Genomic DNA, 14527 nt, shown 5'->3' with positions numbered 1-14527 from the left:
ACAACCCCTTTGGCAGACCGATCTGGCAAAATGATCATGCGCAATTCGTGTACAACGCCGGGCCGAATGGCCCCGCGGCGCAGTCGTGAGGGAATTTCCCTTGCAAATGAGGCGCTGTTTTGACTGAATTGCGGCACTCGGGAGATTGCACAGACTATGATTAATGTGACTGATCGCCCGCTTGCAATTTATAAACGCTAAGGCAAACTGTCATTCTCCTGTCACGAGCGGAGGCACAGGGAGACTGATGACAGATCAGCAGGATTTGCGGCGCGGCGAAAGCCGATCGGCCGAGAACAGTTCCTCAGTCGTCGTAGATCTCAAGGAATACAAGCAGAGCAAGGACCCACCGCCGGTCACCTTTCACCGTCGCGAGCTGGACGCAATCCTGTGGATCTACGGCCGCATGGTCGGGGATGGTGAGTGGCGGGATTATGCGATCGATCATCTGAAAGACCGCGCGATCTTCTCGGTTTTCAAGCGATCGGGCGAAATGCCGCTCTTTCGTATCGAGAAGAATCCGAGGCTCGCCGCCAAGCAGGGTGCCTACTCCGTCATTAACACGCACGGCGTCATCCTGAAGCGCGGGCACGAATTACAGCAGGTCTTGAAGGTCTTCAACAAGGTCTTGAAGCTGGTGGAGACGTAGCTCGGCTCAAGCTTTGAACAGAGTGCCCGGATAGGTCGAGGTGTCGGGGTCTGATGCCGACCCATCACCCAAGGGGCGCTGCATGATCATGGTATCGAGCCAGCGGCCATGCTTGTAGCCCGTTCCTTTCAGGCGGCCGGTTTCCTCGAAGCCGAGTGCCTGATGCAAGGCGATCGACGCCGGATGTGCGCCGCCGATGACGGCCACCATCTGGCGAAAGCCAAGATCCGTGCAACGTCGGATCAGTTCGGTGAGCAGCAGCGTTCCAATTCCCCTGCCGCGTGCCTCAGGCCCCAGGTAGATCGAATCCTCGACCATCCAACGGTAGGCCGGCCGTGTGCGGAAGGCTGAGGCATAGGCGTAACCAAGCAGGCTGCCACCCTCGTCGATCGCGGCGATGTACGGATAACCCTGGCCGGTGATTGCGGAAAAGCGCGCCGCCATCTCGCCCTGTTCAGGCGGGGCGATCTCATAACTTGCGACACCATTCAGGACGGCTTCTCGATAGATCGCTGTGATCGTGGGAAGGTCGAATGAGCAAGCATCGCGGAGGAAGATGGGCATTCAGTCAGCCATCGGAAATGACAATGGGCTCCTTCAGAAATCATTCTCCGCAGAGCCAGGCAACAAAAAAAGGCGGCCGAAGCCGCCTTTTTCGATAGCGTTCCTATTTCTTACTTGCGGTCGCCCATGAACTGCAGGAGGAACATGAAAAGGTTGATGAAGTCTAGATAAAGCGTCAGTGCACCCATAATGGCCTTGCGGCCGGCAACATCCGCACCGTCGGCTTCGTAGTACAGTTCTTTGATGCGCTGCGTATCGTAAGCGGTAAGGCCTGCGAAGATCAGGACGCCGATCACCGAAACTGCGAACTGAAGTGCCGACGATGCCAGGAATATGTTCACGATCGACGCGATGATCAGACCGAAGAGGCCCATGATCAGGAATGAGCCCATCGCGGAGAGATCACGCTTGGTCGTGTAGCCGTACAGCGAGAGTGCACCGAAAGAAGCTGCCGTTACGAAGAACGTCTGTGTGATGCTCGACTGCGTATAGACCAGGAAGATCGACGAAAGCGATAGCCCCACCAATGCGGCGTAGACCCAGAAGGTCGTCTGCGCGGCGGCAACGCTCATCCGATTGATCCTGAAGCTCAGGAAGAACACGGCAGCCAGCGGTGCAAGAATGACCACCCAGCGGAGCGGCGACTGGAAAAGCAAAACGCCAAACTGCGTCAGTTGACCGTCTTGGACGGCGAAATTGAAGCCTAGATAGGCGGCTACACCCGTGATCGCCAGACCGAGCGCCATCAGGTTGTAGACCTTGAGCATATAGCTGCGCAGTCCCTGGTCGATCATCTCGCCAGTCTGTACGCGGCCTTGGTAGTTACGAAGGTCAGCCATAGTTTCCTCTTACAAGCTCCGGTGTGTACACGGTTGGCGGGCGCAACAACCCGGGCGCCGCTGCGGAGCCCCAGCATGCCTGCATACAATATGAGCCTTTCGGCTTTCGCAAACAAGGCCCTTGCAACCCGAGATCGGGTTAAATCGCCGTAAGGTGAGGTGAATTTCTGGGTCGGCCGATTAGAGTTCGCGCAAAACGGGTGCCGCCTTCTGGCCCAAGATGCGCCAGGTGCCGATAAGACCGATACCGACGGTCAGCACCAGGGCCGTCACCAACGTCAGGAAGGCAACGTCAGGCAGGAAGTGCGAGGGAATACGCATGATCCTTGCGGTGATGAACCAGGCCGCAACGCCGCCGGCAAAAAGGGCGAATACGGCGGTCGCGGCACCAAGAATGAGGTATTCATAGCAAAAAGCGCGGATCAGCATTCGCCGCGTCGCGCCCAGCGTCTTGAGGACGACTGCATCGTGGGTGCGAGCACGGTTGCCCGCGGCCAGCGCGCCGGCAAGGACGAGGACCGATGCGATGAGTGCGACCGAGGCGGCTGCGCGGATCGCCGTTGCTAACTGCGCCACCAGGGTATTTACGATGTCGATCGCATCCTTGACGCGCACGCTCGTGATCGTCGGATATGTATTTGTCACGGACTTGAGGATCCAGGCCTCTTGGGCAGTGGTCGCCGTCGGGTCAGTGAGTGTCGCCAGCCAAGCGTGCGGGGCGTTGCGGAATGTATTTGGTGAGAAGATCATCACGAAGTTGATGGAAAGCGATTCCCACTCGACCTTGCGCAGATTGGCGATCCTGGCTGTGATGCTGCGGCCGAGCACGTTGACGGTAACGGTATCGCCGATTTTCAGGCCGAGTTCCTTTGCCTCCTCGGCAGAGAAGGAAACCAGAGGTTCACCGCTGTAATCCTTCGCCCACCACGAACCCTCGGTCAACGATGCATTTTCCGGTACTGCTTCTGAATAGGTGATGCCGCGGTCACCTCGCAGCACCCACTGGCCGGCCGGCGGGACCTTCCGCTTCGTCACGTCCTCACCGTTGAAGGCGAGGATGCGACCGCGCAGCATTGGGACCTCGACCAAGTGTCCAGCTGGGGAACCGGTTTTGATGACGTTGCGGAATTTCGCGAGTTCGGAACCCTGAATGTCGACGAAAAAGAAGTTTGGCGCGCCGGCGGCCATGCGTCCGGTCAATTGTTGGCGCATGTTGCCATCAATCAGGGTGAGGGTGACGAGCAGTGCAAGGCCAAGACCGAGCGACAGGACGACTGAGGGCGTCAGTGCACCAGGCCGATGGATGTTCCCGATCGCGAGGCGCAAGGCTGGCGAGTTGACGCGTGGACTGCGACGAGCGAGCCAAGCAATGGCGGCAGCGACCAGCCGCAGGATCACAAAGGCGAAGGCGATCGCCCCGACAAAGATGACCGCAATGAAGCGATCGTAGGCGGTTGCGACAGCAAGGCCGGCAAGCGCAAGGAGAAAGACCGCGGCAAGAAGGATGTAGGGCCAGGAGGGCAGCCCGCGCGCTTCAAAACTCTGCTCGCGGAAGAGCGCTGTCGCAGGAACCTCGCGGGAGTGTCCGAGCGGCATGATGGCAAAGGCCAATGTTGTCAAAATGCCAAACAGGACTGCGAGGGCCAAGGCCCCGGGATAGAATGTCAGCTCGGTGGAAACAGGCAGAAATTGCGCCAGGAATTGCGACGCAACGATCGGTGCCAGAGCTCCGATGACCAAGCCCACAATTATGCCGCCGAAAGCAATGATTGCGATCTGAAAGAGATAGATCAGCACGACGGTTGCCGCCGGTGCGCCGAGACATTTGAACGTCGCTATCGTTGTGCGCTTGGAATCGAGGAAAGCCCGCACGGCATTGGCAACGCCGACGCCGCCGACGATCAGTGCTGTCAGTCCAACGAGAGTCAGGAACTGCGAGAACCGCTCAATGTTCTCGGTTAGTGACGGGGCTGCCCGGTCGCTGGTGCGAATCGACCAGCCGGCCGACGGAAATTCCTTCGCGGCCCGATCGCCGACCGTGGTTCTCTCGACGGGGTCATCCATGCGGATCTTGTAATCGTGTTCGACCAAGCTGCCAGTCTGGATGAGGCCGGACGCCTTCAGCGCCTCCCGGCTTACCAGGAGACGCGGTGCAAAGCCGAAGCCTTCCGAAACAGCATCCGGCTCCGCCTTGATTGTACCGGTGATGTTTAGAATGGCATTGCCGAGCAGGATCTCGTCGCCAACGGAAAGACCGAGCCGCTCCAAAAGAAGCGGCGCGGCTACGGCGCCATAGGTGCCGCTCTGTCCGGAAAGGAGCGCGTGCAAAGGATAGTTCGGTTCCGCTTCGAAGGTGCCGTAGAGCGGATAGGCGCTGTCGACCGCTTTGAGTTCGACCAAGGCCTGATCCGAGCCGTCGGGCTTGCGTACCATCGAGCGCAGACCGGTCGAAACCGACACATCTCCGAAGCCGCGCAGAAATGCTATTTCCGCTTCGGTCGCCTCGCGATTATTGAGTTCGAATCGGACGTCGCCGGCCAGTATCTCCTGGCCTTGCGTGGCGATCGTATCGGTAATCGATTGCGAAACCGAATTGACTGCCGCAATGGCACCGGTCCCGAGAGCGATGCAGGCCAGAAAAATGTAGAAGCCGTTTAGCCCGCCGCGCAACTCGCGCAGCGCGAGACGGAAGGCGAGGGAGACGAGCGGGCTCAGCAATGTCATGCAATGGCCGCCTCAGGCTGCACTGGCGCGGTGTCTCCCTCGACCTGGCCGGAACGAACCCTGATCTGCCTGGAGCAACGCTTAGCGAGTGCAGAATCATGGGTAACGAGCAGCAGCGTCATGCCGCGCTCGGCCTGCTTTGAAAAAAGGAGATCGGCAATCTGACGGCCGGTGTCGGTGTCGAGATTGCCGGTCGGTTCGTCAGCAATCAGCAACGCCGGCGAGGGCGCAAGGGCGCGCGCAATTGCTACGCGCTGCTGTTCGCCGCCGGACAACTGACCGGGATAATGGTTCAATCGATCGCCAAGCCCTACAGATTTTAGTTCGCGGCGTGCGATCTCAAAGGGATTGGGAAGGTTCGCGAGTTCCAGCGGCACAGCGACGTTTTCCAGCGCCGTCATGTTGGCAATCAAGTGGAAGGATTGGAAAACGATGCCGATATTGCGGCCGCGGAAGTCTGCCACCTCGTCTTCGCTCAGGGCATGCAAGGGTGTGCCGCTGACGTTGATCTCGCCACTGTCAAGCCTTTCCAACCCGGCAAGCACCATAAGCAGGGTGGATTTTCCGGAGCCCGACGGCCCCACGATGCCGACCGATTCGCCGGCGGCAATTGTCAGGTCAATGCCTTTCAGCACATGGACGGACGCGGCTGCGTTGCCAAGCGTCAAATCGGCGCGCTTCAACTCGATGATGGTTTTTGCCAACAGTATTCGCCCTATATAAATGCCGATCGTCCTGCCAATCTAGGGAAAGCGGAATGAGTTTTAAAGTTGCCGGCCTTCACATCGCCGTCATTGTCGCTTCGCTGACCTTTACGGTCGCGGCAAATGCAAGGACAATCAGCCTAGTCGGTTTTGGAGACAGCCTGATGGCGGGCTATCAGCTCCCTCCCGGCGACGGCTTTCCGGAAAAACTCCAAGCAGCTCTGAAAGCTAAGGGAGTGGATGTATCAATCGCCAATGCTGGTGTGTCGGGCGATACAACGACAGGCGGTCTTGCGCGAATCGACTGGTCGGTTCCAGACAGCACCGACGGCGTAATCCTCGAACTTGGGGCCAATGATGCGCTGCGCGGCATTCCTCCTGAGGAAAGCGAGAAGAATCTGGAGCAGATGATTGCCCGGCTAAAGGAGCGCGGGATAGCCGTCCTTCTTGTCGGTATGCGGGCGCCGCCCAACATGGGTGGCGACTATGCCGCACGTTTCAACCAGATCTACCAGAAACTCGCGCAAAAACATGGCGTTGCGCTCTATCCATTCTTTCTGGACGGTGTCGCTCTTGAGGCCGGTTTAAAGCTCGAGGACGGGATGCACCCCAACAGCAAGGGTGTCGATGTGATGGTCGAAAAGATGGAGCCGGCTATCACGCAATTCTTGGGAACGATTTCTAGTGTGAAGAATTAGGGGCTTGCACAGGTGCCCAATGCATGATTCCGTGTGAGCACCTGCAAAAGATTCGGGGAGTGCTCGTTATGCCGAGACTGTTTACCGCCCTCGAAATTCCGCGCAATGCCGCGATGAGCCTTTCATTGCTGCGCGGTGGTCTCCCTGGTGCAAGATGGATCGATGTGGAGAACTACCACATTACTTTGCGGTTCATCGGCGATGTCGATGGACGGACGGCAGACGAAATTGTCGATCGGCTTGACCGCATCGACCGCCCCGAATTCCAGATACGCCTTGATGGTATCGGCGCATTCGGATCCAAGAAGCCGCATTCGGTTTGGGCAGGTGTCTCGCCTTCACCGGAAATGTACGCCCTTCAGGCGGAAATCGAACGGATCTGCCAGCGTATCGGATTGCCGCCGGATCCCCGAAAGTTCACACCTCATGTCACGCTCGCGCGGCTGAAATCATCGCGAGTCGACGATGTCGTGCATTATCTCGCGGGTCGCGGCAATTTCCAGACCGCGGCCTTCACAGTGCCCCGTTTCGTTCTGCTGTCGTCGAGAGAATCGGTTGGGGGCGGGCCCTATCTGACAGAGGAGATCTTCCCGCTCCACGAGGCATTGTCGGTGCCCAGCGTCTCGAGCAGGTTCTTGCAGCCAGCAAAGAGCATGGCGTAGACGAGTTCGAAGCTGTCGCTGCTGCCGAAGTAGGGGTCGGGTATATCCTCGCCGTTTGCCAATGCGAAATCGCCGAACAGGCGGATGTTTGCGGCTCCCGGGCTCATCCGACGCAGGTCGGCGATATTCGCACGATCCATCGCGAGTATCAGGTCGACGTCGCTGAAATCTTTCCTCCTAATCTGGCGGGCGCGTTGCTGAGAAATATCGATCCCGTGGCCCTTGGCTGTTGCGATCGATCGCCGATCCGGACGATCGCCTTCGTGCCAACCGCCGGTGCCAGCCGAGTCGATCTCGAAGCGATCAGCAAGGCCAGCCTCATCGACGAGGTGCGAGAAGATTCCCTCGGCAAGAGGAGAACGGCAGATATTGCCCATGCAAACAAACAGAATGCTAATACGTTTCATCTGTAGTCCATGACGGAAGAGAAAGGGACAATCGCATGAAACGGGAAAAACTGGAACGGCAAGCCATCGCCTCCGAACTCGCCAAGCTTGATGGCTGGTCACTTGATGACACTGGCACGTCGATATCGCGAACCTTCAAGTTTCAAAATTTCGTTAATGCTTTCGGCTTCATGACGGAAGCGGCGCTTGCGGCAGAGCGGCTCAATCATCATCCGGAATGGTTCAATGTCTATTCGCGCGTCGACGTGAAACTGAATACCCATGATGCCGGCGGGCTGACCGAGCTCGACTTCAAGCTGGCTGCGGCAATGGAAAAGGCGGCAGCGCGCCGGCTTGATTGAATCCGTTACCACCATCACCATATGTGCGCGTGAATGAGAGGACCAATCGGAATGGACGAGGTCAAATTCGGTGAAATCCTGCTGCCGGGCGATGATGATACGCAGAACCGGCGCGAAGAGACCGTGCGCAAGAAATTCTGGCCGACCTTCAAGAAGGCGGTTCGCCAAATCCCTTTCTCGCGCGACGTCGTTGCCGCTTTCTATTGCGCCATGGACCCACAGACACCGACAAGGGTCCGCGGCGTGCTTCTGGCTGCACTCGCCTATTTTGTGATGCCGGTCGACATGATCCCCGATGTCTTTGCCGTAATCGGGTTTTCGGACGACGTGGCAGTCCTCTCCGCTGCCTTTGCAATGGTCAGCCGGCACCTGCAGCCGAAGCACTATGAAGCGGCAGACCGCGCACTAGCCGACAGGCCTGAAGGCATGAAGACAATCTAGCCGGGCCTTTAGGTCAGGTGCTTTCCGCCTCAAGAGCCTTCCGGAGCTTTCCGAAGGCGAGCCGGATCCGGGACTTTACGGTGCCGAGCGGCAAGCCCGTCGCCTCAGCGATCTGCGAATGGGATTGGCCGAGAAAGAATGCTGCGCGGAGCATTTCCCGTTGCTCTTCCGGGAGCTGACTGAGGGCGGCGCGTACGCGCGCGTCGCGATCGTCATTTGCGAGGATCTCGTCTGCGCCAATTTCGGCTACCGGCTGCAATCCCGGGTCGGCCTCATCCAGTGTCCGCGTTCTCGCCCGACGCTGAAGATCAATCCGGCGGTTGCGGGCGATGCGAAAAAGCCAGGTGGAAAGAGACGATCTCGCCGCATCGTAGAGTTCGGCCTTGTGCCAGAGCACGACCATGACTTCCTGAACAAGCTCCTCAGCTTCGCCACTCGCCATCCTTTGGCGCAGTAACCAGGATTTGAGGCGAGGCGCAAAGTAATCGAATAGCACGGCGAATGCCTCTTGGTCATGGCGTTCCGCAACAGCCCTGGCGAGGGCAGCGAAGCGCTGTTTTTCCTCGACATTCATGTCCGTCCAAAGTCCCCTGGCTCAGCGAATTCTCCAACGGATTTCTAAGCTTATTGACGTACAACGGTTTCTGAAAACGTCAAACTCTTGCCTGAATCTTTATGTCTTAAATTCAATTCATGACGATGGTCTGTGCGCTCACGCAGCATCACGTCATACGGCGAGGCGCCAGCGCCCGGCGTTGACACTTGGGCGAAAATGAGACAGGCAGGGACTTCTCGCGGTCCCTGTTGACGCTTTGGTAACCTGAATTAAGTCAAAATAAAGCAGATCGTGATTATGCGCCGCCCGTTCGCTTCGGGCTCGAGTCGCAAGAACCGGCAGGATATCCATGTTGTTCGTAAGAAGTACCGCAATCGCCCTTTCACTCGTTCTCATTGGTGCCGGCATTGCATCCGCTCAGTCTAAGAAATCGCAGCCCGCAGCACCGGCAGCGCAGCAGCAGGCCACGCCGGCTTCAGCGGCGCCGACTCGCATACAGCAGTTCCAGGCCTGGGGCGCCTATTCCTACAAGTCCGGTGCGAATACCGTCTGCTACGTGCTGTCGGTGCCGACGGAAAAGAAGCCGGCTGGCATCGATCACGGCGATAACTTCTTCATCGTTTCGCAGCGCCCCGGCCAGAACATTTCATACGAGCCGCAGGCAATGATGGGTTATACCGTCAAGGAGAACTCGAAGATCGATGTCGTCATCGACAACAAGACCTTCGTGATGTTCACCAAGGACAAAGCTGGTTGGGTCGAGAATGCGGCCCAGGAGCCGGCGCTCGTCGCGGCCATGAAGAGCGGCCACTCGATGACCGTCAACGCGACATCGCGCAAGGGCACATCGACATCGTATAGCTACTCGCTGTCTGGCATTTCCGCTGCACTGAAGCAGGTTGAAGGCTGCAAGTAAGATTCCTGTCACCGGTGACGAAATTTCAAGAGGCCGGCCTTGCGCCGGCCTTCGTCGTTTCCATCTATAGTGACGCGCGGCGAAAATGATGCTAAAGGCACGCGCAACAGCGGATGGATCGCGGCTTTGCCGCCGGTTCCGCATTTCAATTTCTGCAATCATGCCTATTGTGCCCGCAAGTCATCAGGCTTACCGGGGCGATCGCATGTTGAGTTCGGGATAAGAGACTATGTCCGTCATGGATGCGATGACTGTTACCAAGCCTGCCGGCGTGTTGCCGCAGCTCGACGCCGGCCAGAAGCCGTCGCTGATCGGCCTCAGCCGCGAAGAGATGGGCGCTGCGCTGCGCGAAAAAGGCGTGCCGGACAAGCAGATCAAGATGCGGGTCGCCCAGCTGTGGAACTGGATCTACGTGCGCGGGGTCTCCGATTTCGACCACATGACGAATGTGGCCAAGGACATGCGCGAGATGCTGAAGCAGCATTTTAGCATCGCGCGTCCTGAAATCGTCGAGGAACAGGTTTCCAATGACGGCACACGGAAGTGGCTTTTGCGTTTCCCACCGCGCGGGGCCGGGCGTCCAGTCGAGATCGAAGCCGTCTACATCCCGGAAGAGGGCCGCGGCACACTCTGCATCTCTAGCCAGGTCGGCTGCACGCTGACCTGTTCCTTCTGTCACACGGGTACTCAACGGCTGGTCCGCAATTTGACTGCAGAGGAAATCCTGTCGCAGCTTCTGCTCGCGCGCGATCGGCTGGGCGATTTCCCAGACCGTGAAGCGCCGCAAGGCACCATCATGCCGGCGGAAGGCCGCAAGGTCAGCAACATCGTCATGATGGGCATGGGCGAGCCGCTCTATAATTTCGATGCCGTGAAACAGGCATTGCTGATCGCAACCGATGGCGACGGGCTGTCGCTCTCCAAGCGCCGCGTGACGCTCTCCACCTCGGGTGTCGTGCCCGAAATCTTCCGTACCGGCGATGAGATCGGCGTGATGCTGGCGATCTCGCTGCATGCTGTTCGCGACGATCTGCGCGACATCCTGGTGCCGATCAACAAGAAGTACCCGCTCAAGGAACTGATTGACGCTTGCCGGAAATATCCCGGTCTGTCGAACGCCCGCCGCATCACCTTCGAATATGTGATGCTGAAGGACGTCAACGATAGCCTGGAGGACGCCAAGGGTCTCGTTCAGCTGCTGAAGGGCGTGCCGGCGAAGATCAACCTCATTCCGTTCAACCCATGGCCCGGCACCAACTACCAGTGTTCTGACTGGGAACAGATCGAGAAATTTGCCGATTTCATCAACTCGGCCGGTTACGCGTCGCCGATCCGCACGCCGCGGGGCCGCGACATTCTCGCAGCCTGCGGTCAGCTGAAATCGGAGTCGGAGCGCATGCGAAAGACCGAGCGGCTGGCCTTCGAGGCGATGATGATCGCCAACCATGGCGCGGACGATTGATCAGCAAGTTTGATCCTTCGAACACCTCCTGACGATTGATTTCATGGCCTGCTTTTCCTAGAAGCAGGCCAAAATCATATCTGGAGGATACCCAATGCGATCAATTCTGCTTGCTGTCGCGGCCACGCTGGCACTGACCCTGCCTGCCAAGGCCGAAGACGTAACCGTCGCAGTCACGGCGATCGTCGAGCATCCGGCCCTTGATGCCGCGCGCAAGGGCGTCCTCGATGTGTTGACGGCGGCCGGCTACAAGGAAGGCGAGAACCTGAAGTTCATGTTCGAATCGGCCCAGGGCAACCCGGCAACGGCTGCGCAAATTGCCCGCCAGTTCGCAGGCGAAGGTCCGAATGTCATCGTGCCGATCTCCACACCATCAGCACAGGCCGTCGTTTCCGCCACGCGCGACATTCCGGTTGTCTTCACCGCCGTTTCCGATCCGCTCGGTGCGCAGCTCGTGAAGAGCATGGACAAACCCGGCGGTAACGTCACCGGTCTGTCCGATATGTCGCCGGTTGCCGAGCACGTTGCGCTCATCAAGGAAATCCTGCCGAACGCCAAGACGATCGGCTACCTCTACAATTCCGGCGAAGCAAATTCGGTGTCTTTGCTTGCGGTTCTGAAGAGCGAAGCCGAGAAGGCCGGCTTGAAGGTCGTTGAATCGGCCGCCACCAAGTCCGCGGAAGTGCAGGGCGCGGCCCGCGCGCTCGTCGGCCGTGCCGACGCTATCTACGTCCCGACCGACAACACGATCATTTCCGCGCTGGAAGGTGCGGTATCCGTTGCCGAAGAAAGCAAGTTGCCGCTCTTTACCGCTGATACGGACTCCGTTTCGCGCGGCGCGATCGCTGCGCTCGGCTTTAATTACTACGACGTCGGCAAGCAGACCGGCGAAATCGTCGTTCGCATCCTCAAGGGCGAGAACCCCGGCGACATTCCGGTGAAGGTTGCTGCTGGCAGCGATCTCGTCGTTAACAACGGTGCGGCGACGCGGATGGGTGTCACGCTGCCGGAGACCGTTTTGAAACGCGCGACGAAGACGATCGACTGATCGCCGCATACTGGAAATTTGCCATTCAGCCGCTCTCGTTTTACGCGGGGGCGGCTAATGGTATTAGAAGCCTGGGTCCGCGAGAGGCGGGACAAGTCAGAGAAAGGGCAGAAGCCTTGAGTCAGATCGCATTCTGGGGAGCCGTGGAGCTAGGGCTGGTCTATGCTTTCGTCGCCATCGGCGTGTACCTCGCATTTAGAGTGCTGGATTTTCCGGATCTGACGGTTGACGGCTCTTTCCCGCTGGGTGCTGCGGTAACGGCGGTTCTCATCATCGCCGGAGTCAATGCCTGGCTTGCGGCGCTCGTCGCTATGGTAGCGGGTGCTTCGGCCGGCATGGTTACGGCGATGCTCAATGTGCGGTTCAAGATCCTCAACCTGCTTGCCTCGATCCTGACGATGATTGCGCTCTTTTCGGTGAACCTGCGTGTCATGGGCAAGCCGAATGTCGCACTGATCAACGCGGATACGATGATCAGCCCGTTCTTTGGTCATGGCCTGCGCGACTTTTACGTTCGACCACTCTTCGTCGGCGTCCTCGTCGTCATCGCTGTGATCGTTGTCTGGCGCTTCCTCGAGAGCGACTTGGGTCTGGCGATGCGCGCGACCGGTGCGAATGCCCGCATGGCCCGCGCGCAGGGTGTCGACACGAGCCGCCAGATCTATCTCGGCATGGCAATTTCCAACGCACTGGTTGCCTTCGGTGGCGCGCTGTTTGCGCAAACGAATGGCTTTGCCGACGTCACGTCGGGCGTTGGAACGATCGTTGTCGGCCTTGCGGCCGTCATTATCGGTGAAACGCTGCTCGGTCGGCGCGGGCTGCTGATCGCACTGATCGGGTGTGTGCTCGGCTCGATCCTCTATCGAATCGCCATCCAACTCGCTCTCTCGACCGATGTCATCGGGCTGCAGGCGTCTGACCTCAATTTCGTGACGGCCGTGCTGGTGACGATCGCCCTCATTCTTCCCCGTCTCCATCGCGGAGGTGCCGCATTGTGATCACGCTCAAGGATATCAAGGTCATCTTCGGCAAGGGTACGCCGCTGCAGAAACAGGCGTTGAACGGTGTCACCCTGACGATTGAGGAAGGCTCGTTCGTCACTGTCATTGGCTCGAACGGCGCGGGCAAGTCGACGCTGCTTGGCGTTCTTGCCGGAGATGTGCTTGCCAGCGAAGGCCAGGTTCTGATCGGCCATGCCGATGTTACGCGAAAGTCGACCGCCGCTCGCGCCGGGCTTGTTGCCCGTGTCTTCCAGGATCCGCTTACGGGAAGCTGCGGCTCGCTCTCGATCGAGGAGAATCTTGCCCTTGCCGCGCGCCGCGGGGAAAAGCGGGCGCTTGTCTCGGCGCTCGGTCCGAAGCGGCGCGAGCATTTTCGCGAGCGGATCGCCGAACTCAATCTTGGCCTCGAGAACCGGATGCGGGACCGCATGGACCTGCTGTCCGGCGGTCAGCGTCAGGCGGTTTCCCTCGTCATGGCGACACTCGCTGGTTCCGAAGTGCTACTGCTCGACGAGCATACCGCGGCGCTCGACCCCGGGATGGCCGAGTTCGTCATGGGCCTTACGCAGAAGATTGTTTCCGAGCGCAAGCTGACGACGTTGATGGTGACGCACTCCATGCGGCAGGCGCTCGATTACGGCCACCGCACCATTATGCTGCACGGCGGCGAGATCGTTCTCGACGTTAGCGGCGACAGCCGCAAAACGTTGCAGGTCGAAGACCTGATCGCGATGTTCCGCAAGATGCGCGGCCAGACGCTGGACGACGATGCGCTTCTGATCGGCTGAGGATAGGCATTCCGGGAAGCCTGAGCTTCCCGCGGGTCGCTTAACGCGCCTGCGTCAACAGAATTTTTGCCGCGAACACCGAGAAGACGCCTGCGAAGGTAAAATCCATGCCGCGCAAGACCTTCTTGTTGTTCTGCAGCCAGCTGGCCAGCCAGTCGGCCGCAAAGACCACAGCAGCGTTCACAGGCATGCCGATTAAGATAAAGCAGAACCCAAGAAACAGCAGCTTCTGCGTCACCGTGGGGTCACCGGCGCTGACGAACTGCGGCAGGAAGGTCATGAAGAAGATGATGACCTTCGGGTTCAGAAGGTTGACCCAGAAGCCCGAGGAGATGTTGGCAAGCGGTGTACCCTTTACGGCTTCCACCTTGTTGACCGAAAACTTCGAGCCATACCGGATCGCCTGGACGGCTAGCCAGAGCAGGTAGGCGGCGCCGCCCGTCTTCAGGATCAGGAAGGCAGTGGGCGATGCGGTGATCAGCGCCGAAACGCCAAAAGCAACGAGCATGGTGTGGACAACGATACCGAGGCTGGTGCCGAGGACGACGAAGAGGGCCGCCTTCTTGCCCTGCGCCAGCGCACGGCTGATAGACAGCGTCATGTCCGGGCCCGGCGTTGCCGCAAGCAGAAGAGTCGCGGCAGCGAAGGCGAGAAGCGTTGCAAAGCTCGGAAGGAAGTCCATGTTACACTCTGAAAGCCGGAAAACGTCGGTTTGCTTTTTATCCGG

General features: G+C 58.9%; 17 protein-coding genes. 10 read left to right on the top strand and 7 right to left on the bottom strand.

The window, feature by feature from the left end; genetic code table 11:
- The first annotated feature begins 247 nt into the window (after positions 1 to 247).
- Positions 248 to 649, top strand: coding sequence for a DUF2794 domain-containing protein (locus BN77_RS02910; protein WP_007528226.1), 402 nt, complete (start codon positions 248 to 250; stop codon positions 647 to 649).
- A gap of 6 nt (positions 650 to 655) precedes the next feature.
- Here BN77_RS02910 and BN77_RS02905 read toward each other — a convergent pair whose 3' ends face one another.
- The 4 genes from BN77_RS02905 to BN77_RS02890 all read right to left on the bottom strand — a co-directional run bounded on the left by BN77_RS02905 (position 656) and on the right by BN77_RS02890 (position 5480).
- Positions 656 to 1213 (bottom strand): GNAT family N-acetyltransferase, encoded by a 558-nt coding sequence (locus tag BN77_RS02905; RefSeq protein ID WP_007528225.1) that lies wholly within the window; start codon positions 1211 to 1213, stop codon positions 656 to 658.
- Positions 1214 to 1323: 110 nt separating this feature from the next.
- On the bottom strand, positions 1324 to 2052 hold the full coding sequence (locus BN77_RS02900; protein ID WP_007528223.1) for a Bax inhibitor-1/YccA family protein: 729 nt from the start codon (positions 2050 to 2052) through the stop codon (positions 1324 to 1326).
- Between the two features lie 180 nt (positions 2053 to 2232).
- The gene (locus BN77_RS02895) at positions 2233 to 4776 is read right to left on the bottom strand and encodes an ABC transporter permease (protein ID WP_007528222.1); all 2544 of its coding nucleotides are present in this window, start codon (positions 4774 to 4776) and stop codon (positions 2233 to 2235) included.
- Positions 4773 to 5480, bottom strand: a complete 708-nt coding sequence (locus BN77_RS02890) for an ABC transporter ATP-binding protein (protein ID WP_007528221.1) — start codon at positions 5478 to 5480, stop codon at positions 4773 to 4775. Before BN77_RS02890 ends, BN77_RS02895 begins: the two co-directional genes overlap by 4 nt.
- Positions 5481 to 5533: 53 nt before the next feature.
- Between BN77_RS02890 and BN77_RS02885 the strand changes: the two genes are divergently transcribed.
- Both BN77_RS02885 and thpR read left to right on the top strand, forming a co-directional pair.
- A complete protein-coding gene (locus BN77_RS02885; RefSeq protein ID WP_007528220.1) occupies positions 5534 to 6178 on the top strand; it encodes an arylesterase in 645 nt (214 codons plus the stop codon).
- A gap of 68 nt (positions 6179 to 6246) precedes the next feature.
- Entirely contained in the window at positions 6247 to 6840 is a 594-nt protein-coding gene (gene thpR / locus BN77_RS31850; protein ID WP_007528219.1) for an RNA 2',3'-cyclic phosphodiesterase, read from the top strand.
- Here thpR and BN77_RS02875 read toward each other — a convergent pair.
- Positions 6747 to 7247 (bottom strand): low molecular weight protein-tyrosine-phosphatase, encoded by a 501-nt coding sequence (locus BN77_RS02875; RefSeq protein WP_007528218.1) that lies wholly within the window; start codon positions 7245 to 7247, stop codon positions 6747 to 6749. The genes thpR and BN77_RS02875 overlap by 94 nt on opposite strands.
- Before the next feature lie 35 nt (positions 7248 to 7282).
- On the opposite strand from BN77_RS02875, the gene BN77_RS02870 reads away from it, so the two are divergent.
- Together BN77_RS02870 and BN77_RS02865 are read left to right on the top strand one after the other, a co-directional pair.
- On the top strand, positions 7283 to 7588 hold the full coding sequence (locus BN77_RS02870) for a 4a-hydroxytetrahydrobiopterin dehydratase (protein ID WP_007528217.1): 306 nt from the start codon (positions 7283 to 7285) through the stop codon (positions 7586 to 7588).
- A 51-nt stretch (positions 7589 to 7639) separates the two neighbouring features.
- Entirely contained in the window at positions 7640 to 8029 is a 390-nt protein-coding gene (locus tag BN77_RS02865) for a YkvA family protein (protein ID WP_007528216.1), read from the top strand.
- Between the two features lie 13 nt (positions 8030 to 8042).
- On the opposite strand, the gene BN77_RS02860 is transcribed toward BN77_RS02865, so the two are convergent.
- Positions 8043 to 8603, bottom strand: coding sequence for a sigma-70 family RNA polymerase sigma factor (locus BN77_RS02860; RefSeq protein ID WP_007528215.1), 561 nt, complete (start codon positions 8601 to 8603; stop codon positions 8043 to 8045).
- A 334-nt stretch (positions 8604 to 8937) separates the two neighbouring features.
- Between BN77_RS02860 and BN77_RS02855 the strand changes: the two genes are divergently transcribed.
- The 5 genes from BN77_RS02855 to BN77_RS02835 all read left to right on the top strand — a co-directional run bounded on the left by BN77_RS02855 (position 8938) and on the right by BN77_RS02835 (position 13800).
- Positions 8938 to 9501, top strand: coding sequence for an invasion associated locus B family protein (locus tag BN77_RS02855; RefSeq protein ID WP_028747499.1), 564 nt, complete (start codon positions 8938 to 8940; stop codon positions 9499 to 9501).
- A 229-nt stretch (positions 9502 to 9730) separates the two neighbouring features.
- Positions 9731 to 10963 carry a dual-specificity RNA methyltransferase RlmN gene (rlmN, locus tag BN77_RS02850; RefSeq protein WP_007528211.1) on the top strand — a complete coding sequence of 411 codons (1233 nt, stop codon included), beginning with the start codon at positions 9731 to 9733 and terminating at the stop codon, positions 10961 to 10963.
- Between the two features lie 94 nt (positions 10964 to 11057).
- A complete protein-coding gene (locus BN77_RS02845; RefSeq protein ID WP_007528210.1) occupies positions 11058 to 12011 on the top strand; it encodes an ABC transporter substrate-binding protein in 954 nt (317 codons plus the stop codon).
- A gap of 116 nt (positions 12012 to 12127) precedes the next feature.
- A complete protein-coding gene (locus BN77_RS02840) occupies positions 12128 to 13009 on the top strand; it encodes an ABC transporter permease (protein ID WP_007528209.1) in 882 nt (293 codons plus the stop codon).
- A complete protein-coding gene (locus BN77_RS02835; RefSeq protein WP_007528208.1) occupies positions 13006 to 13800 on the top strand; it encodes an ABC transporter ATP-binding protein in 795 nt (264 codons plus the stop codon). The genes BN77_RS02840 and BN77_RS02835 overlap by 4 nt, the downstream gene beginning before the upstream one ends.
- Positions 13801 to 13840: 40 nt before the next feature.
- Here BN77_RS02835 and BN77_RS02830 read toward each other — a convergent pair whose 3' ends face one another.
- Positions 13841 to 14482: a LysE family translocator gene (locus tag BN77_RS02830; RefSeq protein ID WP_007528207.1), complete on the bottom strand. Its 642-nt coding sequence runs from the start codon at positions 14480 to 14482 to the stop codon at positions 13841 to 13843.
- Positions 14483 to 14527 lie beyond the last annotated feature (45 nt).

The sequence above is a fragment of the Rhizobium mesoamericanum STM3625 genome (assembly GCF_000312665.1).
GTDB lineage: Bacteria > Pseudomonadota > Alphaproteobacteria > Rhizobiales > Rhizobiaceae > Rhizobium > Rhizobium mesoamericanum.
This window is presented reverse-complemented; position numbering and strand designations above follow the sequence as displayed.

Coding starts and splice junctions, on each gene's coding strand:
- BN77_RS02870 (WP_007528217.1), top strand. CDS start 7,283: ATGAAACGGGAAAAACTGGAACGGCAAGCCATCGCCTCCGAACTCGCC.
- BN77_RS02905 (WP_007528225.1), bottom strand. CDS start 1,213: ATGCCCATCTTCCTCCGCGATGCTTGCTCATTCGACCTTCCCACGATC.
- BN77_RS02875 (WP_007528218.1), bottom strand. CDS start 7,247: ATGAAACGTATTAGCATTCTGTTTGTTTGCATGGGCAATATCTGCCGT.
- BN77_RS02860 (WP_007528215.1), bottom strand. CDS start 8,603: ATGAATGTCGAGGAAAAACAGCGCTTCGCTGCCCTCGCCAGGGCTGTT.
- BN77_RS02910 (WP_007528226.1), top strand. CDS start 248: ATGACAGATCAGCAGGATTTGCGGCGCGGCGAAAGCCGATCGGCCGAG.
- thpR (WP_007528219.1), top strand. CDS start 6,247: ATGCCGAGACTGTTTACCGCCCTCGAAATTCCGCGCAATGCCGCGATG.
- BN77_RS02900 (WP_007528223.1), bottom strand. CDS start 2,052: ATGGCTGACCTTCGTAACTACCAAGGCCGCGTACAGACTGGCGAGATG.
- BN77_RS02885 (WP_007528220.1), top strand. CDS start 5,534: ATGAGTTTTAAAGTTGCCGGCCTTCACATCGCCGTCATTGTCGCTTCG.
- BN77_RS02895 (WP_007528222.1), bottom strand. CDS start 4,776: ATGACATTGCTGAGCCCGCTCGTCTCCCTCGCCTTCCGTCTCGCGCTG.
- rlmN (WP_007528211.1), top strand. CDS start 9,731: ATGTCCGTCATGGATGCGATGACTGTTACCAAGCCTGCCGGCGTGTTG.
- BN77_RS02845 (WP_007528210.1), top strand. CDS start 11,058: ATGCGATCAATTCTGCTTGCTGTCGCGGCCACGCTGGCACTGACCCTG.
- BN77_RS02830 (WP_007528207.1), bottom strand. CDS start 14,482: ATGGACTTCCTTCCGAGCTTTGCAACGCTTCTCGCCTTCGCTGCCGCG.
- BN77_RS02865 (WP_007528216.1), top strand. CDS start 7,640: ATGGACGAGGTCAAATTCGGTGAAATCCTGCTGCCGGGCGATGATGAT.